Source organism: Nonomuraea sp. NPDC049695, from assembly GCF_040674955.1.
Taxonomy (GTDB): domain Bacteria; phylum Actinomycetota; class Actinomycetes; order Streptosporangiales; family Streptosporangiaceae; genus Nonomuraea; species Nonomuraea helvata.
Map to the genome: position 1 here is coordinate 92236 of NZ_JBFANV010000014.1, position 22292 is coordinate 114527.

Genomic DNA, 22292 nt, shown 5'->3' on the forward strand with positions numbered 1-22292 from the left:
CTCGTCTTCCGCCCTACGTACCCGCCGGCTCCTCCCGCGTCACCGGTTACGTGGATGGTTGGTCCACCACTCCTCCTCGAAGGCGTAGGCCCGGTCTTCATACGGCTCCGCCTCTTCCTGGGACGTCGGATAGGCGCCGCCCGCGCGCAGATCCTCCACGTGGAACCGCTCGTGGGCGAGGGTACGGGCCAGCAGTTCCTCGCTGCGGAAGGCCGCCCGCCGCAGCAGGACCGCCTGGTTGGGAAGGGTCACCCCGGCCAGCCCGTCGATCCTCTTGTCGATCCTGATGGTCAGGTCGTCGATCCGGATGTCCCAGTCCTGCGCCACCCGCCGGACCGTGTCCATGTTCATCGGGAGCCTGGCGCCCCAGCGCGGCCTTTCTCCGGTGCGAGCCAGCCTGAAGGAGTCATCGGCGGACACCCCGAACGTGCCCGCACCGTCGCCGCCGCCGTCCCTCGCGTCCGACAGTGGCGACTCCCCTGCGGCGAGGCAGGCCGAGCCGGCGCCCGTGACGCCGCGGCAGGGGTCCAGCTGCACCGCCGGGTCCTGCGGGACGGCCGGGCCCGGATCGACGCGGCAGTCCTGCATCGCGTCCGCGCCGAACACCCCCGAGCACCCGCCGACGACGTGCGGTGCCGGGTCGAGCCCGCCGTTGGGCTGCCCGTCGCCCGCCCCGGCCTCGGTCGGCGTGAAGGTCACGCCGACCCTGTCGAGGATCTTGTCGATGGCGTTGTCGACCCTGTGCGTGAGGCCCTTGTCGAGCGCGTCGGCCAGCGAGGTGCCCGCAGGACCGGGCAGCCGGTCATGGTCGATGGGGCCCGGCTTGGTCGCGCGCGTCTTCGCGGCGATGTCGGCGAGCTCCTGGGGCGTGGGCGGCGGAGGCGGAGGCGGGTCCGCCTTGGGCGTCTTCCTGGGCGAGCCGTTCTTGCCCGGGTCGGGGTCACCGTCCCCGTCCGGGTCGCCGGACTTCCCCTTGCCGGGCGAGGAGCCGCCGTCCGGGGAGTCGATGTACGGCCCGCTACCGTCCGGCCACCCCTTCCACCAGTTGTTCTTCCACCACTTCGCCGCGTAGTAGGCCACGCCGGCGGTGACGCCGACCGCCGCGAGGCAGTAGAGCCAGACCGGACCGCAGAACCGTGAGCCGCGCGCGGCCGCGCCGACCTCCCCGCCACCGGTGAGGACGAAGTCGGCCGCGGTCAGGACCGGCCTGGCGATGTTCACCTTGACGACCTTGATGACGTCCTTGGCGGTGCCGCACACGAAGGCGGGGCAGCCGAAGTGGCCGGTCGGGTCCATCCGGCCGAGCGGGTCGCCGTCCGCGTAGGTGAAGCGGTTGCCCTTCACCGACGGCATCGGGTCCACCTCGAGCGTGTCCCTGCTGGGGAACGCGCCGGTCCCGGGGTCGTACCAGCGGGCGGCCATGTTGACCTTGCCGGTGTCCGGGTCGGTCCAGCCGCCCTGGTAACCGACGCCCCGCTTGGTGCCCGAGCTGGCGACGACCTTCCCGTACGGGTCGTAGGCCACCGAATCGGTCAGCGCGCCCGCGCCGGTGAAGGTGGCGGTGAGGTCGCCGTGCCGGTCGGTGTAGGCGTACAGGCCCGCGATGGAGACCACGTCGCCCGCCGGATCCCTGCCGTAGAGCTCATCGCCCGCGGCGGCCGGGGTGTTGCCCAAGCCGGAGTAGCTGAACGCGCGGCCCGCGGCGGACGCGACCCGGTCCAGCCCGTCGTAGGCGTAGGTCGCGGCGCCGTCGCTGATCATCCGGTCGAACGCGTCGTAGCTCGTGGCGCTCGCGCTCCCGCCGGTCGGCGTCCTGGACTTCAGGGTGCCGCGCGCCGAGTAGGCGTAGCCGGCCGATCCGTCGGAGACCAGTTGGTTGCGCGCGTCGTAGGCGGCGGCAGCCGTGCCGGCCTTGGTCCGGTTGCCCGCGTCGTCGTACTCGTAGGCGACCGAGTTCCACGACGTCAGCCTGCCCGCCAGGTCGTAGCCGTAGGTGTTGGCCCCCGCGCCCGCCGTACCGGTCGTGGTCTTGCTGGTGAGCCGGTCGGCGTCGTCGTAGCCGTAGGCGACGGCGGCCAGCACCGCGCCCGCGGTGTTCTTGAGCGTGTCGGAGGTGGGCCGGTGCAGCGCGTCGTACTCGAAGGAGCGGGTGGCACCGCCGTAGTCCACCCCCTTGAGCTGGTCCATCGAGTCGTAGGAGTAGATCGAGGTCCCGCCGGTGAGCGGGTCGCGGACCGTTTTGAGCCGGCTGTTCGCGTCGTAGTCGTAGGTGGCCGTGCCCGCCTTGTCGGTGCGGGTCTTCATGCGGCCGTCGCCGTCGTAGGTGAACGACGCCGTGCCGGACGGTCCCGACGTACTGACGAGATGATCGCGGTCGTCGTAGCCGAAGGTGTCGCCCCCGGCGGAGGTCAGCCGGCCCACGTCGTCGTAGCCGAAGCTGTGGGCGGTCGTGGCGCTCTCGGCGCCCGCGCCGGTCTCCGCGGTGAGCCGGTTCAGCTCGTCGAAGGTGCGGGTGACGGTGACCCCGCCCGGCTTGGTGACCTGGACGGGGCGGCCGGCCGCGTCGTAGTCGGTGATCGTCCGGCGGTCGGCGAGCGTGGTGTACGCCGTGGTCGTCGGGACGAGCATCGCCGTCTGGAGGTTCCACGGGTTGTAGGCGTACGAGGTCGCGTTGCCGTTGCCGTCGGTGAAGCGGGTGCGGTTGCCGACCGCGTCGTAGCCGAACGTCGTGGTGATGGTGTGCGCCGACGTGGACTTCTCGTGCTGGCCGGTCAGCCGGTTCAGCGCGTCGTACTCGTAGGTGCTGACCCCGCCGCCAGGCCTGTTGACGGTGACCGGGTTGCTCCCGGGGTCGTAGCCGATCGTCATCGACCGCAGCTGTTTGCCCGCCGCGTCGAGATCGGCCAGCGCGGTCGCCCGGCCGGCGCCGTCGTACGTGAGCGTGCTGCTGGTGCCGTCCGGGTTGAGGACCTTGGTCACCCTGCCCGCGTGGTCACGGGTGTACCAGCGGGCCTGGGTCAGCGGGTCGACGTCGACGATGACCTCGCCCGCCGCGTTGTAGCCGAACTGGCTGCGCGCGCCCGACGGCGTGGTGACGTAGGTCAGGTTGCCCGCGTCGTCGTACTCGTAGGTGGTGGTGTACCCGGCCGAGGTCGGTGTGCGATCGACGGCGGTGGTGGAGATCCGGCGGCCGAGGTCGTCGTACGTCGCCCCGGTCAGCCGGCCCGCCTGGTCCCGCGTCCAGAGCAACTCCCCGGCCGCGTCGAAGCCCGACCGTGACTGCTTGCCCGCCGCGTCGGTGGTGGCGACCACGTTGCCGAGCTGGTCGTAGGTGTAGGTGTTGCCGTGGCCGAGCGCGTCCACGACGCTCTTCGTGCGGCCCAGCGCGTCGTACTTCGTGGTGGAGCCCGCGGTCACCGTGGCACCCGCGCCGAGCTGCGTGTACGAGGGCATGGTGAGGACGAGCGGCCGGCTCATGCCGTCGTAGGTGATCGTGGTCCGGTAGCCCTCGGCGTCCTCGCTCGTCACGACGTCGCCGAAGGTGTTGTAGCCGGACCGCGTCGTCGGCCTGACGTCGTACGGCGCGCCGCCCGAGTGCTCGATGGCCACCGTCGGCGCCTTGGTCGTCGTGAGCCGGCCCGCCTCGTCGTAGGTGTAGTCGGTCACCGCGTCACGGGGGTCGGTCATCGTCCGCGGCAGGCCCCGCTGGTCCCTGGTCCAGGAGGTCGTGAGCCATTTGTCGCCGTCGAAGACCTTCTGGGAGAGGGTCCTGCCCAGCGCGTCGAGGTCGAAGGAGGTCCACGTGTAGGCGTTGTTCTGCGCCTGGACGAGGGAGATCAGGTGGTCGTCGTCGTCGTAGCCGTACGTGGTCTTGCGCTTGATGCCGGAGGGGTCCAGCAGCGCCTCGGTGACCCGGTTGGCGGCGTCCACGGTGTAGGCGGTCGTGCTCTTGCCGTTGCCGCTGATCCGCTGGATGAGGTTGCCCGCGCTGTCGTAGGTGTTCTGCTCGAGCGGGATGTCCCGGGTGCTCCCGTCGGCGTTGTGGAAGCCCTCGGCCCAGACGGATTCGAGCAGGTTGTCGTCGTAGTAGCGGTAGCGGGTGGTCCGGCCCATGGCGTCGGTGACCGTCGCCAGGCGCCCGGCCGGGTCGTACGCGCGGGATTCGAGGACCAGTTCCTTGGGCGCGTCGTCGTCCAGCGGGTCGCCCACCCAGTTGGCCAGGCTGGTGGTCAGCAGCAGGCCGGTCGGCCCGTAGGTGCGCCGGTAGTCGGCGCCGGTGGCGTCCACGGTGCTGGTGAGGTTGCCGTAGTCGTCGTACCCGTAGGTGGTGGTGCTGCCCGCGGCGTCCTTGACGGACGAGACCCTGGCGGCGGAGTCGTAGGTGTAGCTCGTGGTGCGGGTGACGTCCTTGCCGGTCGGGTCCGTCTGCTCGACCTTGGTGACGTTGCCGTCGACGTCATAGGTGTAGATGACCCAGGGGAGGTGCTTGACGCCGCTGATCACGTCCGTGGTCGTGGGGCCGACCGTGGCGGTGAGGTGGTTGAGCGCGTCGTACCCCATGGAGGTGGTGACGCCGTTCGGGAACGTGTCGGAGATCTCCGTCACCGTGATGGGCCGGCCGGCGCTGTCGTTGTCGTACTTCGTGACGAGCCCGGCCGGGTCCGTCACCTGGGCGAGGTCGCCGTTCTGGCGGTAGCCGTACCGGGTGGCCTTGCCGGCGGGGGTGGTCACGGAGGCGAGCAGCCCGTCCGGGACGGTGCCGCCGCCGACGGCGGCCTCGGTGCCGTCGGTGTAGGCGTAGCTGGTGGTGCGGCCGTCGGCGGATCCGCCCACGGGAGGCGTGGTGACGGTGAGCAGGTCGCCCGAGATGTCGTAGGTGTAGCTGGTGCGGTGCGCCGGGTCGTTCCCGGCGCCGGCGCGGGCGTCGAACGCGCCGGTGAGCCTGTCGTTCCTGGGGTTCAGCGGGTTGCCGGAGTCCAGGTAGTAGGTGAAGTACGAGGTCTGGCAGGAGCGCGGTCCCCGGCAGGTCACCTTCATGACCGGGTTGCCCCGGTTGTCGTTGTACAGCTGGGTGGTGTGCCCGTCCGGGTCGGTCACCGAGGCCAGGTTGCCGTTGAGGTCGTAGCCGTAGCGGGTGGTGCCGCCGGAGGCGTCGTACAGCGAGGTCGGGCGGCCGCCGTTCTGGGGGTCGTAGCTGTAGACCATCGCCTTGCCGCGCGGGTCGGCGGCGAGCACGGTGGTGGCGGGGATGCCGAACGTCGCGACGTCGCGGTAGTGCGCCTCGATCGCGTCCGTGCTCAGGCTGCTCCAGTAGAGCGCCACCTCGTCGATGGTGCCGGTGAAGTGGCCCAGGGTGTCCGAGGGCTTGGCGGGCCAGTTGCCCGCGATGAAGCCGGCGCCGACGTAGACGTGGTTCTGCGCGACCGTGGACACCGGCCCCTTGGACCTGGTCCCGGCCACGGCGCCGTCCAGCCAGAGCCACTGGGTGCCGCCGGAGGCCGTCAGGACGGCGTGGTGCCAGCTCGCGTCGGTCACGGTCTTGCTCGTGGTGATCGGCGCGATCGCGGCGCCGTCCCAGAACTGGCCGCGCAGCTTGCCGTCCGTCCCCACGTACAGGGCGGGCGTGTAGTTCGCCTGCGGCCCGGCCGGGTCGGTGATGGCCTGGGCCTGGTAGGAGAGCAGGACGCCGGGCTTGGCGGTCTTGAACCAGAGCTCCGCCGAGAGGTCGCCGCCGCCCTTGATCTCCCCGTCGGGCAGCTCCAGGTAGGAGCTGGAGCCGTTGAACCCGGCGGCCGAGTCTCCACCGGTGGCCAGGAAGATGGGCGCGGTCTGGCTCAGGGTGACGTTGTGGTAGGTCGCGTCGGTGTCGCGCCCGTCGCCGTACGCGGCGCTGGCCGCCCTGGTGCCGGAGTACTCGGCGAGGCGGTAGTACTCGCGCGGGCGGGCGCCCAGGACGGCGTTCGGGTAGTACTCCGTACTGGCCTGCGTCTGGGCGGGGTAGACCTTCCACTGCCCGCCATTGGCGTCGGTCACCGAGGCGACGCGGTCGTTCTGGGTGTCGTGGACGAGCGTGGCCTGCAGCTTGCCCGAGGGCAGCTTGACCGTCTCCAGCGCGCCCGTGTACTGCCCGGCCGCGTACTGGGCGGCGACGGACGTGGGGCCGAGCGGGTGGGTGTAGAAGGCGGGGTCGTCGATCTGGCCGGTGAAGTGGCCGCGCGCGTCGGCAGGCGCGGCGGGGCACCAGCCCGAGGTGGTCATGTAGCCCGCCCCGACGCTGGCGTACGGCAGGTGGGTCGCCTTGATCTGCTTGGAGCGGCTGGCCACGATCGACCCGTCCACGTACAGGCTCTGCCAGGTTCCGCTCGAGGTCAGCACCACGTGGTGCCAGGTTCCGTCGTTCACCGCCGCGGTCGACGCCATCGATCCGCAGCTGCCGTCGTCGGCCATCTGGCCGTGCAGCTTCCCGTCGGTCCCGACGTACAGCATCGGCAGGAAGCCCCACGGGAGCGGGCCCCGTGAGTCCTCCAGCGTGTTCGTCTGCGCGCCGTACAGGACGCCGGCCTTGGTGGTCTTGAACCACATCCCGACCGCCGCGTACGTGGTGTCGTCGGTGATGCTGTACGGCATGCGCAGGTAGGAGCTCGTCCCGTTGAACGTCGCCGAGCCGTCCGTGGTCCCGGCCGGGGCGCCCGCCGCGCCGTAGGCCAGGTTGACCGCCTGCGCGTCGTCCTGGCCGACGAAGAGCTGGGTCTCGTTGGTCGCGCTCTGGTGGAGCCGGTAGTACATCGCGGGGGCGGCGTCCACGACGGACGTCCGGTAGTGCGACAGCATCTTGTAGGAGTACTTCGTGCAGGCCGTCGTCGTGCCCGGCGGGCAGACCTGGGCGAGCAGGCCGTAGCCGTAGCCGTAGGTCCACGCGGGCGCTCCCTGGGCGGGATCGGTGGCGACCGAGGTCACCAGCCCGCTGGTCCAGGTGAAGTAGAGGCCGCGGCCGCTGACCTTGTTCACGACCTTGGCGAGAGTGCCGTCGCCGTTGTAGGTGAGGTACTCGCCGTGCTGGTCGTCGTCGAAGATCCCGGTCAACCGGCCGTTCGGGTCGAACACGTACGCGCCGCCGGACTTGTCGCGGAGGAACCAGGCCGCCTCGGTCTTCACCAGGCTCACCGACCGGCCCTCGGGCGGCGCGTATGTGCCGTCGGGGTTGCGGCCGAAGCGCGCCTGCCGTCCGTCGGGGTAGGTGACCACGACGTTGCCCGTCAGGTCCTGATCGGTGACGATCTTCATGTCGTACGCGGTGGTCCAGCCCACGCCGAACATCCCCGCGCGGGAGTTCAGGCTGCTGTACGAGCGGGTGATCGCCAGTGCGGGACCGGCGGTGGTGAGGCTCGCGTCCGTGGTGGTGGCCGAGTACTGGCCGGTCAGCGGGTCGATGCCCTTGACGGCGGCCGTGCCGGCGCTGTCGGAGACGTGCGAGGAGACCAGGGGCTGCGGCACGACCGTGCGGAACGTGCTCCACCCGGTCGCCGGGCTGGAGTTCTTGCCGTCGGTGACCAGGGCCTGCCACATGTACTGCTCGCCCCACTTGAGCTTGCCCTGCGGCACCGCCCAGCTGGCGCTCTGCGCACCGGTGTTGGAGTCGCCCTTGACCAGGCCGGTCGCGGGGCACGTGCCGGGGTCGGAGACCAGGCAGACGTTGAAGACGAAGTTCAGCTCGCCGCCGGGCCACTCGTCCTCGTCGTGGCCGGTGACCGTGAACTCCGGCGTCAGTGTGGACTCCACGTACCCGTTGCCCGGCCACATCGAGTCGACCTGGGGCGGGATGTTGGCCACGGTCAGGCTCACGCACCAGACGGGCACGCCCCAGTCGGAGAAGAACTGCCCGTTCGCCACCATGTCCCAGCAGATCTGGTACGAGCCGGGGTTGAGCGGGTCGATCGTGGCGCTCACCTTCGCCGAGCCGTTGTTGCCGATCGTGGCGGGCAGGGCGGCGGCCGCCGTGGAGCTGCCCACGAAGCTGCCGCCGGTGGTGTACACCTTGTAGCCCAGCTTGACCGTGCCGGGGGCCCAGGAGTTCATCCCGTTGTTGATCACTGTGACGGGGAGCCTGCCGGCGCCGTTGGCGGTCACCGGCGGGTCGATCGTGGCGCCGGAGTCGATCGCGTAGAGCGCTCGCCAGGGGCTGTAGTCCACCTGGAGGTACGGCGGGTTGGCCGAGTTGGCGCTGGCGAACTCCTTGAAGCTGTCGGCGGTCAGCGCCAGGCCGTTGTTGCCCGCGCCGTTGGCCCAGTCGGACAGGGCGGACAGGCCCGCGCTGTTGATCCCGATCCACGCCCAGCCGGCGCCGCCGCAGGTGACGCCGCCGGTGAAGCTGGCCGATCCCCAGGTGGCGCCGAGAGTCACGCCGGGATAGGAGGCGATCGTGCCGACGTTCCAGCTGCTGGTGATGGCCTTCACCGTGACGGGGTTGGCCGAGCAGGAGTCCGACAGGGTGTTGTAGAGGAAGAGCGCGGCGCCGGTCACGTACGCGTGGGGGATCTGGGAGGCGAGGTTGAAGTTGATGTAGGTGTTGTTGCGCTTCGTGCCGTCCTGGGAGCCGACCAGGAGCTGGTCGCTGCCGGAGTGGTTGGCGCCGGAGTGGTTGTCGACGTAGGTGTCGGAGGCGGCGCCGCTGGTCGTGCGCACGTACGACGAGGGATCGACGACCACCGGGAACGCGCGGTTCTTGGCCTGCAGCCACTTCTGGTCGGCGCTGACGCGCAGGACGTCGCCGACGAGGGTGTACTGGACCGCGTCGGAGCGGGCGCCCTCGGCGTCGCGCATGAATCCGGCGGGGACGGTGATCCGTACGGCGCCCTGCTCGTCGACGAACTCCACGCCCTGCGACGTGCTCCGCGGCGTCAGGCCCTTGGTCTGGAAGGGGAAGTCCCAGGGACCCGTCGCGGCCTGGCGCGACGTCAGGACGAGCGACTCCTTGATGCCGTCCCAGGTGGTCTCGACCTGGAGGTCCGTCCCAGGCAGCACCTCACCGTATTTCACGATATTTCCTGAAACCTTGGCTTTGGTGCTTTTGGCGCCTTGGAGGGCGAAGGACAGGCTGTGCTCCCCGTCCAAGGTGAGCGATTGGAGCCTGGGGTCGGCGGCGTCGTCGGCCACCTCGACCCCGACGTCGTTGGCCGCCTGCCGCCAGCGTCCGTCCGCGCCGGTCAGGTTGACGTCGATGTCCGCCCACTCCCCGGTGGCCGTGCGATAACGCACTGGCCTGGAGTACGTGCGCACGGTGTAGGTGTGGTCGGGGTTCTGGAAGACCTTGGACGTCGCGTCGCCCAGGGTGGGCACCGCCCGGCTCTGCGCGGCGACGAACCCGTGGACCTCCTTGCTGCCCGGCCTGCCGGCCGCCTTACCCACCCGCTGCGGTGTGTTCGACAGCCGGGCCACAGGCTTGGGCGACTTCGGGGCCTCCCGGGGCACAGCTCCCTTGGGCGGCTTGGCGGCGGCCCGCTCCGGCAGCTCGGTCCGCGCCTGGGTCGCGTCCGCCGCCACCTGATGGGCACGGTTCGCCGCCGAGCCCATGCGCTGCTCGGGGAGCGTGGGCTCCTTGGGAGCCGCGTGGGCTGCCTGGCCCGCGACGCTGATGACAAGGGTGGTCACTGTCAGTGCCGCGCAAAGACGGGTGGCCCAACGTTTCCTCATGCCGACCTCCGGCGGAGACCGTATTCGCGACCTGTCCGTCCCACATCTGTACGGATGACGTGGATCAAGGACGTCTGAATGTTCCTGGTTAGGTATGAGATCCACTACGAGTCAGGTACTCTCGCCTCGTGCTGCACGGGCGCATCGCGGAGCAGGCCAGGATCACGCGACTTCTCGCTGGTGAGAGCGGCGCCCTGATGGTGCGCGGGGAAGCCGGGGCGGGCAGGAGCGCGCTGCTCGCCTTCGCGGCCGAGATCGCGAGTGATCAAATCGTGCTCCGCGCCTCCGGCACCCCGGAGGAGTCGCACTTCCCGTACGGCGGCCTCCACATGCTGCTGGCGACCACCCGCCCGCGCTGGAAACACCTGCCGGCCCAGCAGCGCGACGCCCTCGAACGCCTGGGCGAACCCGAGCCGGAGAGCCGGGTGCCCGGCGAGCCTGCCTGGCCGGGCTCGCCGTACCTGCCGGTCTGGAACCTCCTGCGCCACCTGGCGGGGCGGCGGCCCGTGCTCTGCCTGATCGACGACGCGCACTGGCTGGACCGGGAGAGCCTGGCGGTCCTGTCCTTCTGCGTACGCCGCCTCGCCGCCGCGCGCGTGGTGATCCTGGTGGCCGCCGAGGGCGAATTGCCCGCGCTCCAGGGGATCGACGAGCTGGACCTGCCGGGTGTCGACCGGCAGGCGGCGCTGGACATCGTCGCCGAGCGCAGGCCGGGCATCGTCCCGCAGGCGCGTGAGCGGATCGTCGGCGATGCGCGCGGCAATCCGCTGGCCCTGTGCGAGCTGGCCGCCGGGATCAGCCCCGCGCAGGTCGAGGGCAGGCTGTCGCCGCTGGGCCTCCACACCGGCTGGCCCGGGCGTTCGCGGCGGGCCGATCAGCTGTACGGCGCGTGCTTACGCGTCCTGCCTGAGCGGACCCGCTTCCTTCTCCTGCTGGCCGCGGCCGACCCCGCGGCCTCCCTGCCCGAACTTCTCGCCGCCGCCGGGGCACTCCCGGCCTCCGAGCTCTTCTCCACCGCCGCAGCGACCCCGGCCGATCTGGAGCCCGCCGAGACCGCCCAGCTGGTCGAGGTGCGGCCGGCCGGGCTCACCCCTCGCCACCTGCTGGTCCTGGTCGCCGCCTACCAGTCCGCGCCGATCTCGGCCCGCATCGCCGCGCACCTGGCCCTGGCCGAGGCGTCGCCCGAGCGGCGGGTCTGGCATCTCGCCGCCGCCGCGCTGGAGCCCGACGAGGAGATCGCGCGCGGGCTGGAGGCCATCGGGACGTCGCCGGCGCTGGAGCGCGCAGCCGAGCTGACCGCCGATCCCGAGTCACGCGGCCGTCGCCAGGCCGCCGCCGCGCTCGCCGCGTGCGACGCCGGCCAGCTGCGCCGGGCGGCGGACCTGGCGACCTGCGCGACCAGGCTGAGCACCGAACCCTCGACGTTGGCCTCCGCCGCCCGCGTGCTGGCCACCGTGGAGTCCGAGACCGGCTCGCCGGCCAGAGCCGCGCGGATGCTGCTGGATTCGGCGGCCAGGATCGGCGACGACGCCATGGCCGTCGTCATGATCGCCGACGCGATCCGCCTGTTCGGCTACAGCGGCGATGAAGGGCTCGCCGCCCAGATCGCCGCCGCCGTCTGGGCGGCTCCGGAGGCCTCGCGAGCCCCTTCGCAGGCCGCGCGGTCAGGAGCCCAGCCCACCTGGTCCGCTCCGCTGGCCCGGTCACTGCCCCTGCTGGCGAAGGTCATGGCCGGTGGCCCGCTCAGTGGCTTCTCCGCCATCGGCGAGCTGGTCGAGCACACGCCCGCCCTGGCTACGCAGCAGGCCATAACCGCCACCTCCTTGGGGCTGATGGCCGCCGACGCCGGCTCGGCGCTGCGCCTGACCTCCACGCTGGTGGCCGACTGCCGCCACCAGGACCTGATGGGGCTCCTGCCGTACGCGCTGCAGCTCCAGGCCCAGGCCCTCCTGCTGAGCGGCCGCAACGCCGACGCACTCAGGCAGGCCACCGAGGGGCTGAAGCTCGCCGGTGACCTCGGCCAGACCCACCGGATAGGGCACCTGAGCGGCCTGGTCGCGCTGATCGCCGCGTTGGGCGGCGACGAGAAGCGCTGCCGGGCCTACGCCGAGTCGAGCCTGGCCTACTGTGCCGAACACGACGCGCCGGCCAGCGCGGCGCTGGCCACCTGGGCGCTCGGCCTGCTGGAGCTGGGGCTGGGCCGGGCGGGCGCCGCTGTGGACCACCTCGAACGCGTGGTCGCCGGGCCCGCGCACCACCCGGTGATCGCGGTCCACTGCGCGGCGGACCTGGTCGACGCCGCCGTCCAGGCCGACCTGCCCGGCGCCGCCGTCGAGCCACTCGCCCTGCTGGAGCGGTGGGCGGGGGACACGCGCCAGCGCTGGGTGGGCGCGGTGGCGCTGCGGTGCCGGGCACTGGTCTCCCCGGACGGCGAGGCGGAGCCGCTCTTCACCGGCGCGCTCGACCTGCACGGCTCGTCCTTGGCGTCTTTCCAGCGGGCCAGGACCGAGCTCGCCTACGGGCAGTGGCTCCGCCGTACCAGGCGCAGGTCCGAAGCCCGCTCTCATCTGCGGGCCGCGCGTGCCGCGTTCGAGCAGCTGGGTGTGGCCCCCTGGGCCGATCGCGCCGCGGCCGAGCTGAGCGCGGCGGGCGAGGCGAGCCCCGCGGAGCGGCTGCCGGAAGCACTGCGCGGGCTGACGCCGCAGGAGCGGCACGTGGTCTTCCTGGCCGCGCAGGGGTCGTCCAACCGGGAGATCGCCGCCCAGCTCTTCCTCAGCCCGCGAACCGTCGGCTATCACCTCTACCGCGCCTTTCCCAAGCTCGGCATCACCTCACGGACCGAGCTGGCGGAGCTGCTGCGGCAATCCTGGACGATCACGCCACCGGCCGGAACGCCGCGGCCCGGAGTGGCACTCCGGGCTTGAGACCTCAGTCAGGAGGCGGGGCTGTGCTCTGCCGGACGCTGAGCGTCGTCGCGAGCTCGAGCCCGGCCTGCGAGGTGCGCTCCCCGCGCCCCAGGGCGATCGCCAGCTCGGTGGCGGCCACGGCCATTTCGGCGATGGGCTGATGGACGGTGGTCAGTGGTGGATCGACCAGGGCGGCGAGCGGAAGGTCGTCGAAGCCGACCACGCTCAGGTCCGTGGGGATCCGCAGCCCGAGCGCCCTGGCGGCCTGGTAGACGCCGAGCGCCTGCAGGTCGTTGCCGGTGAAGATCGCCGTAGGCGGCTCGGGGCGGTTGAGCAGGTCGAGCGCCGCCGCGTGGCCGTCCTCCGGGGTGAGATCGGTACGTACGACGAGGTCGGCGCGGACCGGCAGGCCGGCGGATTCCATGGCGGAGCGGTAGCCGTCCAGCCTGGCTCGGCAGCAGAGGACGTCGTCGGGACCGCTGATCATCGCGATCCGGCGGTGGCCCAGCTGGATCAGGTGACGGGTGGCCGATCGGCCGCCGCTCCAGTTGGTGGCTCCGACGAAGGGGACGTCGTCCGGCAGCTCCATGGACGCGGAGGACCACCTCAGCGGGGCGGACGTTCAGGAGGTACTGCGCCGCGCCAGGACGAACGATCAGCGGCGCTCGGCGCGGCCGCCCGGATACTCGACCACATCGATGTAGGGCATCTTCCTGAGCCCCGTACCATTTGATCTAGCGCGATTTACTGCGGAAGCCCTATTGTCGCCCGACGTGAAACCTCTCAAGATCGCGGCGCTCGCCTGCGCTCTCATCACCCCCTTAGTCGGAGCACCGGCCGCGCACGCCGCGGCATATCCGATGAAAAACCCGGTGCTCACCAAGAACGCGCTCTACCAGTCGGGCCAGCTGCCCATGACGACCTGCGACGAGTTGCCGGTCGAGCCCGAGAACCGCACCCAGGCCCGTGCCTACATCGACGAGGTCATCCGCTGCCTGGAGAACACGTGGGGGCCGCAGCTGAAAAATGCCGGCCTGCCTTATGAGCCGGTCAAGGTCCGGCACGTGAAGCGCCTGCCCAAGAAGTACTGCGGTTCCGAGAACGGGACCGAGGATTCCCAGGCGTTGTATTGCGACTGGGACCGCACGCTGACCTTCCAGGTCGGCAAGTCATGGCTCGACACCCCTTCGGACCTCTGGCTGTTCAACACGGCCGCGTCGATGTACAGCTATCACGTGCTGAAATTGGCCGGCATATACGACGCCGGCGAGGACCTCAGAGCTCGCAGCAAAGCCGAGCACCATGAGCAGCGGCGCCGCCTGTCCCTGCAGACCGAATGCCTGGGCGGCGCCTTCATGAAGAGCGTCTGGCCGATCAAGGGCAAGACCACGGCGGACTGGGACATGTTCCTCTGGTTCGTCCGGGGCGACGGGCCCGGCGACGTCCCCGAGTACGGCAGGACCAGCACCATCAAGAACTGGATCCGGGCCGGCTTCCGCACCGGCGACCCGGGTTCCTGCAACACCTGGACGGCACCCTCGTCCAAGGTCGCGTAACCCAGCGACCTCGTGCGGCTGGAGGCCTACGAAAGAGCCTCGCTTGAAAGCCCCGGAATCACCGGGCGGTCGCTGCCCGACGTCTGCGCCGCCATCGACGCCTCGGTGGTGGCCAGCCTCGATCCGCTGGACGACGACACCGCCCAGGCCCTCCGCGACGCGGGCGCGGACATCGTGTTCACCACCGAGGTGGAGGCCCACCCGACCATGCAGGGCATGGGCCGCCTCCAGGCCGAGCACCTCATCGCCCTGGGGCATCGACGCCTCGGCTACGCCATGCCCGAACATCCGCTGCTGCGCAACATCGCCGGCGACCGGCTGCTGGGGGTCGCCGAGGCCTGCGCGCGGGCGGGCATCGACCCCCCGCTGGCCCTCGACACCGAACTCGACACCGCCACGATGGCACGCGCGGCGCGGCGCTGGCGCCGGGAGTCGGTGACGGCCGTGTGCGCCTACAACGACGAGGTCGCGATCGCCCTCCTGTCAGCCATGCGCCGCGCCAAGCTCGCCGCCCCCGGAGATCTGGCGGTCATGGGCGCCGACGACATCCCGCTCGCCCAGGTGGCCGATCCCCCGCTCAGCACGATCGCCTTCGACCTGGAGAAGGTGGGCCGGTCCCTGGCCGAGGCGGTCGTGGCGAGCCTGTCAGACCGCAAGCCGCGCCTGACCCCCGCCTCGCTGGCTCCTCACGTCATCCACCGCGCATCGACCTGAGCGGAGGGCGACGCAGTACGGAGCCTTCAGCTCCTCCCTGCTTCGTGGACGCGGTAGTGCGCGTCCAGGAGCGGCCAGGTCACCGTGGCCATCTCGGCCGGGCTCCGGTCACATCCACCTTGCAGCCAGTCGACGGCCACGCCGATGAGCGCGCCCGCGATGAACGCGGCGGTGACGTCATAGGGGACGTGCTCGCGCGCATCACCGGCCTCGAGGTGGTCATGGATGACCGCGGCCATGCGGCGGCGAATGTGGTCGACGACGCGCGCGCTCCCCTGCGCTCCCAGCAGCGCGCGATAGAGCCCCGCGTGCTCGGCGAGGCTGGCGAAGAACGCCGCCAGCGACTGGATGGCCTCCCGCTCCAGGTCCGCCGGGTCGAGGCCCAGGGTCGGCAGCGACTCGATCAAGCCGTCGATCATCGCGGTGCAGGCGTCCTCAGCCAACTCGTGGACGTCCCGGTAATGGTCGTAGAACGCCGAGCGGCTCACTCCAGCGCCCTCGGCGACGTCGGAGACGCTGATCCGAGACAGGTCCTGCTGCTCGACCAGCTGGATCAGCGCCCGCGCCAGCGCTGATCGGGTGCGGCGGACACGCCGGTCGCCCGATGGGGTGCTGCTCTCTTTGCTAGTGGCCACGCCCGCCAGCATATCGAACGACTACATGTGTAGGTTATCTTGCAGATGTAGGCTAACGTGTGGACGGCAGAACGAAGGGATCTCGACATATGTGGACACGTGTAGGCCGGGCCACCCCTCTTCACCCGAGCAACGCCTCGTGACCTCGCCCGGAAGTGTGCTGATCGCCGGTGCTTCGGCAGCCGGCCTGAGCACAGCGGAGGCGCTGCGGCGGCACGGCTATCGGGGGCGACTGACGCTGCTGGACGCCGAGCTCCATCTCCCCTACGACCGGCCGCCGCTGTCGAAGCAGGTCCTGACCGGCGCCTGGGAGCCGGGCCGCGCTCAGCTCCGTACCGCGGCTCAGCTCGACGCCCTGGACGCCGAGTTCGTCCGGGGCGAGCCCGCCGTCGCGCTGGACGCGGCCGAGCGCACGGTCACCACCGCCTCCGGCCGCGCGCTGCGGGCCGACGCCGTGGTCGTCGCCACCGGCCTGACCCCACGCCGGCTCGCCGGCCAGGACGGCCTGGCGGGCGTGCACGTGCTGCGCAGCCTCGACGAGGCTCTCACCCTGCGCGCCCACCTGACCGCCGGCACCCGGCTCGTGGTCGTGGGCGAAGGGGTCCTCGGCGCGGAGCTCGCCGCCACCGCCCGCCTCCTGAACCTGGAGGTCACCCTCGTCGGCATGGGGCCGGCGCTGCTGCGCGAGCAGCTCGGCGATGTGGTCGGCGGCCTGCTCACGCGCACGCACGCCGAGCGCGGGGTACGGCTGCGGCTCGGCGTCGCGGTCGACGCGCTGATCGGCGCCGAAGGCAGGGTCACGGGGGTACGGCTCGCGACGGGCGAGCTGCTGCCCGCCGACGCCGTCGTGGTGGCCATCGGCTCCCGCCCGGCGATCGACTGGCTGGCCGGCAGCGGCCTGCCCCTGGGCGACGGGGTGGAGTGCGACGCCTGCTGCCGTGCCGCTCCCGGCGTCTACGCGGTCGGCGACGTGGCCTCCTTCGAACACTCGGGTCTGGGCAGACGGCTGCGCCTGGAGAACCGCACCAACGCCACCGAGCAGGCCCAGGTGGTTGCGGCCAACCTCCTCGGCGCCGATCGCCCGTACACGCCGATCCCGTACTTCTGGACCGACCAGTACGACATCAAGATCCAGGCCCATGGCCTGCCCTCACCGGCGGCCGAGGCCACCGTCGTGGAGGGCGACCCTGAGCAGCACCGCTTCGCCGCCGTCTACCGCCAGGACGGCCGGGTCACCGGCGTCCTCGGCTGGAACATGCCCAAGCAGGCCCGCCTCCTGCGGCAGCAGCACCTGAACACCTGAAAGACCATCCGCTCCTTGCCGCCACAGGCGGTCCGGGAGCGGCCCATCGCATACTCGATGACGAGACCTCCATGAGGAGATGCCGAATGAGCGCAGACGAGCAGGTCCTGACCTATCCGATCACGAGCGACGCGGCGCTGGAGCCGCCCGCGGAGTGGGCCGAGTTGCGCGGCAAGTGCCCGGTGGCCCACGTGACGCTGCCCAGCGGCGACCAGGCGACGCTGCTGACCCGCTATGCGGACGTCAAGCAGGTGCTGGCCGACCCGCGTTTCACCCGTCTGCTGAACGCCCCCGACGCCGCCCGGCTGTCGGCCACGGAGGACGGCGGACTGTTCAGCAGCGAGATGGCGGCGATCATCCCCGACGGCGGGGAGGAGCATCAGCGCTGGCGGCGCCTGGTCGGCAAGTGGTTCACCGCCAAGCGCATGACCGCCATCCGGCCCAAGATGGCGCAGATCGCCGAGGACCTCATCGACGACCTGGTCAAGCGCGGCGCGCCCGGCGACCTCAAGGCCGGTCTGGGCTTCCCGCTGCCGGTCTACGTCATCTGCGACATGCTCGGCGTCCCGGCCGAGGACCGGGACCGGTTCTCGTACTGGTCCGACACGCTGCTCAACCTGACCCGCTACGGCAAGGAAGAGATCGACGCCGCCCAGGCGGAGTTCTTCCAGTACATGTCCGACCACCTCGCCGCCAAGCGCGCCGAGCCCGGCGACGACCTCCTGAGTGAGCTGATCGCGGCCGGCGGCCCCGAGGACGGCGGGCTGAACGACCTGCAGATCCTGGTCACCGGCATGGCCCTGCTGGTCGCCGGGCACGAGACCACCGCCAACATGATCGGCAAGATGGTCTCCATGCTGCTGGCCGACCGCACCCGCTGGGAGCGGCTGCTGGCCGACCCGTCGCTGATCCGCACCACCGTCGAGGAGACGCTGCGCCTCGACGCCAACTCCGGCTTCGGCCTGCCCCGCTACCTACGCGAGGCCACCGAGGTCAACGACACCGTCCTGCCCAAGGGCACGACCGTGATCTGCAGCATGGCCGCGGCCAACCGTGACGAGAGCGCCTTCGAGCACGCGGCCGAGATGGACCTGAGCCGCAGCCCCAACCCTCACCTGGCCTTCGGCTCCGGCGCCCACTCCTGCCTGGGCCAGGCACTGGCCCGCACCGAACTGCAGGTCGTGCTGGAAGTGCTGCTGCGCAGGCTCCCGACCCTGGAGCTGGCCGTGCCCGTGGCGGAGCTGGAACGCGTGGAAGGGCTGGCCGTCGGCGGGCTGCGCACCGTGCCGGTCCGCTGGTGAACCCCGCGCAGAAGCGCGGATGAAGATTCCGTCCTGAATGATCGACTGCTTCTGGCAACGTTCGTCGAAGGCGGTTACCTTGATCTCAGTTCACGCAGCCGGTTCGTCTGGAGGAACGTCCATGAGAATCAAGCGCGGGATATTAGCGGCGGTGCTGGCCACCGGCGCGCTCACTCTCGGCTCGACCCCCGCTCACGCCATTCCGCCTCCCCCGCCGGGTGGCGACAACCTCGTCGTCATCAGCTACTACGCCGGAGATCAGCTCGTCGGGCAGCGCTGGTTCGGGTGCAATCGGCCCGCGGACCAATGGGGGACGCTCGAGGGCCAGATGAAGCTCTCCTTCACGCCCTGCTGAGGAAAGGGGGTTATCCGCTCCTCTCCACTCTCAACGTATAGCGCACCAGGGGGCTTGCGGCAAGACCCGGGTCATACCGCAGAATCGTCGGCCGAGGCTAGAGCCTGCGGAACAAGCCCCCTCACATCGGAGCCAAATCACGTGAACCCGCTGACCACCAGCGCGTTTGACCTTCCCGACCACCTCTCCCCCAAGGCCGACCCGGCGCTGATCGCCGGCGATGAGCAGCACTTCGCGGCCATCGCGGAGAGCCTCGAGCAGTCGATCGCCGAGCTGTCCGACCGCCTCGACGCCGAGCGCAAGGCGCCCGGCGGCAAGGGCCGGCAGGCGCTGGACCGGGACCTGGAGATCCACCGGCTGACCGCTCGCCTGCGCGCGCTGCGTCGCTTCGGTCTGGATCTGTGCCTCGGCCACATGGTCAGCGCGGACAATGCCGAGCCGGTGTACGTCGGACGACTCGGCCTCACGGACAGCACGGGTCGCCGGCTGCTGCTCGACTGGCGCTCCCCCGCGGCCGAGCCGTTCTTCGGAGCCACCCACGGCAACCCGATGGGGCTGGCAAGCCGCCGCAGGTATCGCTGGACCCGCGGCCGGATCAGCGACTACTGGGACGAGGTGTTCACCTCGGACGGGCTTGTCGGGCACGCCGCGCTCGACGACCAGTCCGCGTTCATCGCCAGTCTGGGCAGCAGCCGGTCGCCCCGGATGCGCGACGTGCTCGGCACCATCCAGGCCGACCAGGACGCCATCATCCGCGCGGGATCCCGCGGCGCTCTCGTCGTCGACGGCGGACCGGGTACGGGGAAGACCGTCGTCGCGCTGCACCGCTCCGCCTACCTCCTCTACTCCGATCCCCGCCTCGGTCACCGGCGGGGCGGCGTGCTGTTCGTCGGTCCGCACCAGCCGTACCTGGCCTACGTCGCCGACGTCCTGCCCAGCCTCGGAGAGGAGGGCGTACAGACCTGCACCCTGCGGGACCTCGTCACCGAGGGAGCCGCGGCGGCGATCGAGACCGACCCGGACGTGGCCCGCCTGAAGTCGTCCGCGGACATGGTGAAGGCCATCGAGCCGGCCGTCAGGTTCTACGAGAACCCGCCCACCAAGGGGATGACGGTCACGACCCACTGGTCCGACATCTGGCTGAGCGCCGACGATTGGGCCGAGGCGTTCGAAGCACCGGAACCCGGTACTCCGCACAACGAGGCGCGCGACCAGATCTGGGAGGAACTGCTCACGATCCTGATGGACAAGCATGACGACGATGACGTCTCGGCTGACCTGCTCCGCAAGTCGCTGCTGCGGAACAGGGAACTGCTCACGACCTTCAACCGCGCCTGGCCGCTGATCGAAGCGGCCGACCTCGTCGGAGACCTGTGGTCCGTACCCGCCTACCTGCGGATGTGCGCTCCCTGGCTGAGCCAGGACGAGGTTCGGCGGCTGCAGCGCGCGGACGCCCAGGCCTGGACGGTGTCCGACCTGCCGCTCCTGGACGCGGCACGGCAGCGGCTCGGCGACCCGGAGGCGTCACGGCGTAAGCGCCGGCATGCCGCCTCCGTCGCCGCCGAACGCGAGCGCATGGCGCAGGTCGTCGACAACCTGCTCGAGGCCGATGACGACGGTGAAGGCGTGGTGACGATGCTGCACGGCCAGGACCTCAAAGAGGCCCTGGTCGACGACACCGCTCTGCCCGGCGCCGACCAGGACCAGCTCGCCGGCCCCTTCGCGCACATCGTCGTGGACGAGGCTCAGGAGCTGACCGACGCGGAGTGGCAGATGCTGCTGCTCCGCTGCCCGTCCCGGAGCTTCACCATCGTCGGGGACCGCGCCCAGGCCAGGCACGGGTTCACGGAGTCGTGGCAGGAACGGCTCGAGCGGATCGGGCTCGACCGGATCAATCTGGCCTCCCTGAGCATCAACTACCGGACGCCGGAAGAGATCATGGTGGAAGCCGAGCCGGTCATCCGGGCCGCGCTCCCGGACGCCAACGTGCCGACCTCCATCCGCAGCAGCGGCGTCCCCGTCGTACGCGGATCCGTTTCCGATCTGGGCTCGATCCTCGACACCTGGCTCGCCGCACACGCCGATGGGACCGCCTGCGTCATCGGCGATCCCACGTTCCAGGCGACGTCCCGCGTCCGGTCGCTGACGCCGGAGCTGTCGAAGGGGCTCGAGTTCGACCTGGTCGTCCTCATCGATCCGGAGAGGTTCGGCGAGGGCATCGAAGGAGCGGTCGACCGCTATGTCGCGATGACCCGGGCGACCCGGCAACTCGTCATCCTCACGAGCTCCTGACGCCGGCCGCGACCATGTCCGAGATCGTCAGGCAACTCGACGGAAGCAGACGGTCGCACGGTAGCGATTACGGTGCTCCTCCTCCGACTCAGCCTCAGCACTGATGACGTCCAGTTCGGCGTCGGGGCCGAAGAAGTCATGGGCCTGAGCCCTGGCGTTCTCTCTGATCTCTTCTGGAGTCGCTCCGCTGACGGTGACGCGCAGGGTAAGCGGGAACTGTGTCACGCTCATCGGTGACCTTCTTTCGCCGCGACAAAACGGTTAAAAATTCGCATAACCGGCAAACTGACGGCCCATACGAGCAATCACAGCAAACGCCTGCCCCTTCTTGCCGCTCTAAACCCCCAGAGGGCGGGCGGCACCTGCCGGTTGTCCTCGAGCACCGGCAGGCTGCGGCCCAGTCCGGTGAGGTGCAGCAGTCGGGACATGAACGGGCGCGGTGCGGTCAGCACGACGGTGATGCCTTGAACTCGGGCGCGATGCTGGACACCGATCATTACGGCCAGCCCGGACGCATCGCAGAACGTCACCTCTGAGAGGTCGAGGACGAGCAGGCTGGTGCTGTGGTCCAGCGTGTTCAGCAGCTGCTCGCGCAACGCTCCGCTGCTGAAGATGTCGATCTCGCCCGACAGATGAACGGTGGTGGGAGCCGATGGCCCCGCCAGGCCTGGAGGCAGTGCGTCGATGACGGTCATGAGAGTCTCCGATCGGAGAAGGGTAGGGAACGAGGCGCCTGCCGGCCGGTGGCCGGTCAGCCGCCGGACGGCGGTGCCGGCACCGGTCGAACCGGCCGTTGGCAGCACGTGGTCACGCCGGCACGTCATCGGCTAGTTGCCGATGGCGTGCCGGCCCTCGTCGTCCCAGCCGGGCAAGCCGCCCCGCTCTGGCGCGTCGGTGCCCGGCGCGGCGGGAAGGTGCGCGACGGTGAGGAAGTGGGCGGCGGCGAAGCCGCTCCTGCCCTGGTTGGCGAGTATGAGCGCGGCCTGGGCAGTGCCGCTCCCCGCGCGCGGCGGGATCACCAGTAGGACGATCGGCTCGGCGCGATCGAAGCTCAAGGTCACCACAGGGGGATCGGCCTGGCCGAACCAGCCGACCCTGACCTGGCGCCCGCGTGCCGGGATCCGGCGCGGAAGATGGTCCCACGCATGCCGGTACACCGTGACCCGCAGCGTGGTCCTGCCGAGACGCCGATCGACGGCGGCGATCAGGCCGGGCAGCTCGGCAGCGGCATCGAGGGAGTACGGCCACCAGGCCCCGTCCACGATGGCGGACCGGTCCAGCACGGGACTCATGGAGAGCCGGAGCCTCGAGCCGGTGGCGGGAACCGTGGACGCACGAGCGCTCAGCGGCTTGAGATAGGAGAGAAGTGTCGGCGGCATGGCTGCCCAGCCCGTCCGGACCGAAAGGCCCTCGATCGTCTATCGCCGCGGGCGACGCCGACCTGAGTGCCAACGCACGAAGTGTCCTCGGTGATTTGACCTTACCTGCCGGTTCCGGATTCACCAATCCCCAGCGTCAGTACGCGCTCCGCTCCCGCTGG

Annotated in this window: 13 protein-coding genes; 7 read left to right on the plus strand and 6 right to left on the minus strand. The window is 70.8% G+C overall.

The window, feature by feature from the left end:
* Positions 1 to 39: 39 nt before the first annotated feature.
* Positions 40 to 9648 carry a LamG-like jellyroll fold domain-containing protein gene (locus AB0J64_RS15475; RefSeq protein ID WP_364026490.1) on the minus strand — a complete coding sequence of 3203 codons (9609 nt, stop codon included), beginning with the start codon at positions 9646 to 9648 and terminating at the stop codon, positions 40 to 42.
* A 170-nt stretch (positions 9649 to 9818) separates the two neighbouring features.
* Here AB0J64_RS15475 and AB0J64_RS15480 point away from each other — a divergent pair, with 170 nt between their 5' ends.
* A complete protein-coding gene (locus tag AB0J64_RS15480) occupies positions 9819 to 12614 on the plus strand; it encodes a LuxR family transcriptional regulator (protein WP_364026493.1) in 2796 nt (931 codons plus the stop codon).
* A gap of 4 nt (positions 12615 to 12618) precedes the next feature.
* Here AB0J64_RS15480 and AB0J64_RS15485 read toward each other — a convergent pair whose 3' ends face one another.
* On the minus strand, positions 12619 to 13185 hold the full coding sequence (locus AB0J64_RS15485; protein ID WP_364026496.1) for a substrate-binding domain-containing protein: 567 nt from the start codon (positions 13183 to 13185) through the stop codon (positions 12619 to 12621).
* A gap of 184 nt (positions 13186 to 13369) precedes the next feature.
* On the opposite strand from AB0J64_RS15485, the gene AB0J64_RS15490 reads away from it, so the two are divergent.
* Together AB0J64_RS15490 and AB0J64_RS15495 are read left to right on the plus strand one after the other, a co-directional pair.
* Entirely contained in the window at positions 13370 to 14152 is a 783-nt protein-coding gene (locus tag AB0J64_RS15490; protein WP_364026499.1) for a hypothetical protein, read from the plus strand.
* Between the two features lie 12 nt (positions 14153 to 14164).
* The gene (locus AB0J64_RS15495) at positions 14165 to 14866 is read left to right on the plus strand and encodes a LacI family DNA-binding transcriptional regulator (RefSeq protein WP_364026502.1); all 702 of its coding nucleotides are present in this window, start codon (positions 14165 to 14167) and stop codon (positions 14864 to 14866) included.
* Positions 14867 to 14892: 26 nt separating this feature from the next.
* Here the strand turns inward: AB0J64_RS15495 and AB0J64_RS15500 are convergent, their stop codons facing one another.
* Positions 14893 to 15501 carry a TetR/AcrR family transcriptional regulator C-terminal domain-containing protein gene (locus AB0J64_RS15500; RefSeq protein ID WP_364026505.1) on the minus strand — a complete coding sequence of 203 codons (609 nt, stop codon included), beginning with the start codon at positions 15499 to 15501 and terminating at the stop codon, positions 14893 to 14895.
* Between the two features lie 139 nt (positions 15502 to 15640).
* On the opposite strand from AB0J64_RS15500, the gene AB0J64_RS15505 reads away from it, so the two are divergent.
* From AB0J64_RS15505 to helR, 4 genes are all read left to right on the plus strand, one after another.
* Positions 15641 to 16804: an FAD-dependent oxidoreductase gene (locus AB0J64_RS15505; RefSeq protein WP_364026508.1), complete on the plus strand. Its 1164-nt coding sequence runs from the start codon at positions 15641 to 15643 to the stop codon at positions 16802 to 16804.
* Between the two features lie 86 nt (positions 16805 to 16890).
* The gene (locus AB0J64_RS15510) at positions 16891 to 18105 is read left to right on the plus strand and encodes a cytochrome P450 (RefSeq protein ID WP_364026511.1); all 1215 of its coding nucleotides are present in this window, start codon (positions 16891 to 16893) and stop codon (positions 18103 to 18105) included.
* Positions 18106 to 18226: 121 nt separating this feature from the next.
* A complete protein-coding gene (locus AB0J64_RS15515) occupies positions 18227 to 18460 on the plus strand; it encodes a hypothetical protein (protein ID WP_364026514.1) in 234 nt (77 codons plus the stop codon).
* Positions 18461 to 18601: 141 nt separating this feature from the next.
* The gene (gene helR, locus AB0J64_RS15520; protein WP_364026517.1) at positions 18602 to 20752 is read left to right on the plus strand and encodes an RNA polymerase recycling motor ATPase HelR; all 2151 of its coding nucleotides are present in this window, start codon (positions 18602 to 18604) and stop codon (positions 20750 to 20752) included.
* Positions 20753 to 20779: 27 nt separating this feature from the next.
* Here the strand turns inward: helR and AB0J64_RS15525 are convergent, their stop codons facing one another.
* The 3 genes from AB0J64_RS15525 to AB0J64_RS15535 form a co-directional block, all read right to left on the minus strand.
* Positions 20780 to 20983, minus strand: a complete 204-nt coding sequence (locus AB0J64_RS15525) for a hypothetical protein (RefSeq protein ID WP_364026520.1) — start codon at positions 20981 to 20983, stop codon at positions 20780 to 20782.
* Between the two features lie 74 nt (positions 20984 to 21057).
* Positions 21058 to 21447 carry an STAS domain-containing protein gene (locus AB0J64_RS15530; protein ID WP_364026523.1) on the minus strand — a complete coding sequence of 130 codons (390 nt, stop codon included), beginning with the start codon at positions 21445 to 21447 and terminating at the stop codon, positions 21058 to 21060.
* A 132-nt stretch (positions 21448 to 21579) separates the two neighbouring features.
* Positions 21580 to 22044, minus strand: coding sequence for a DUF5994 family protein (locus AB0J64_RS15535; RefSeq protein WP_364026526.1), 465 nt, complete (start codon positions 22042 to 22044; stop codon positions 21580 to 21582).
* Positions 22045 to 22292 lie beyond the last annotated feature (248 nt).

Bases quoted from the DNA above. Each gene is read 5' to 3' on its own strand.
- AB0J64_RS15485 (WP_364026496.1), bottom strand. From the start codon at position 13,185: ATGGAGCTGCCGGACGACGTCCCCTTCGTCGGAGCCACCAACTGGAGC.
- AB0J64_RS15510 (WP_364026511.1), top strand. From the start codon at position 16,891: ATGAGCGCAGACGAGCAGGTCCTGACCTATCCGATCACGAGCGACGCG.
- AB0J64_RS15515 (WP_364026514.1), top strand. From the start codon at position 18,227: ATGAGAATCAAGCGCGGGATATTAGCGGCGGTGCTGGCCACCGGCGCG.
- AB0J64_RS15525 (WP_364026520.1), bottom strand. From the start codon at position 20,983: ATGAGCGTGACACAGTTCCCGCTTACCCTGCGCGTCACCGTCAGCGGA.
- AB0J64_RS15530 (WP_364026523.1), bottom strand. From the start codon at position 21,447: ATGACCGTCATCGACGCACTGCCTCCAGGCCTGGCGGGGCCATCGGCT.
- AB0J64_RS15535 (WP_364026526.1), bottom strand. From the start codon at position 22,044: ATGAGTCCCGTGCTGGACCGGTCCGCCATCGTGGACGGGGCCTGGTGG.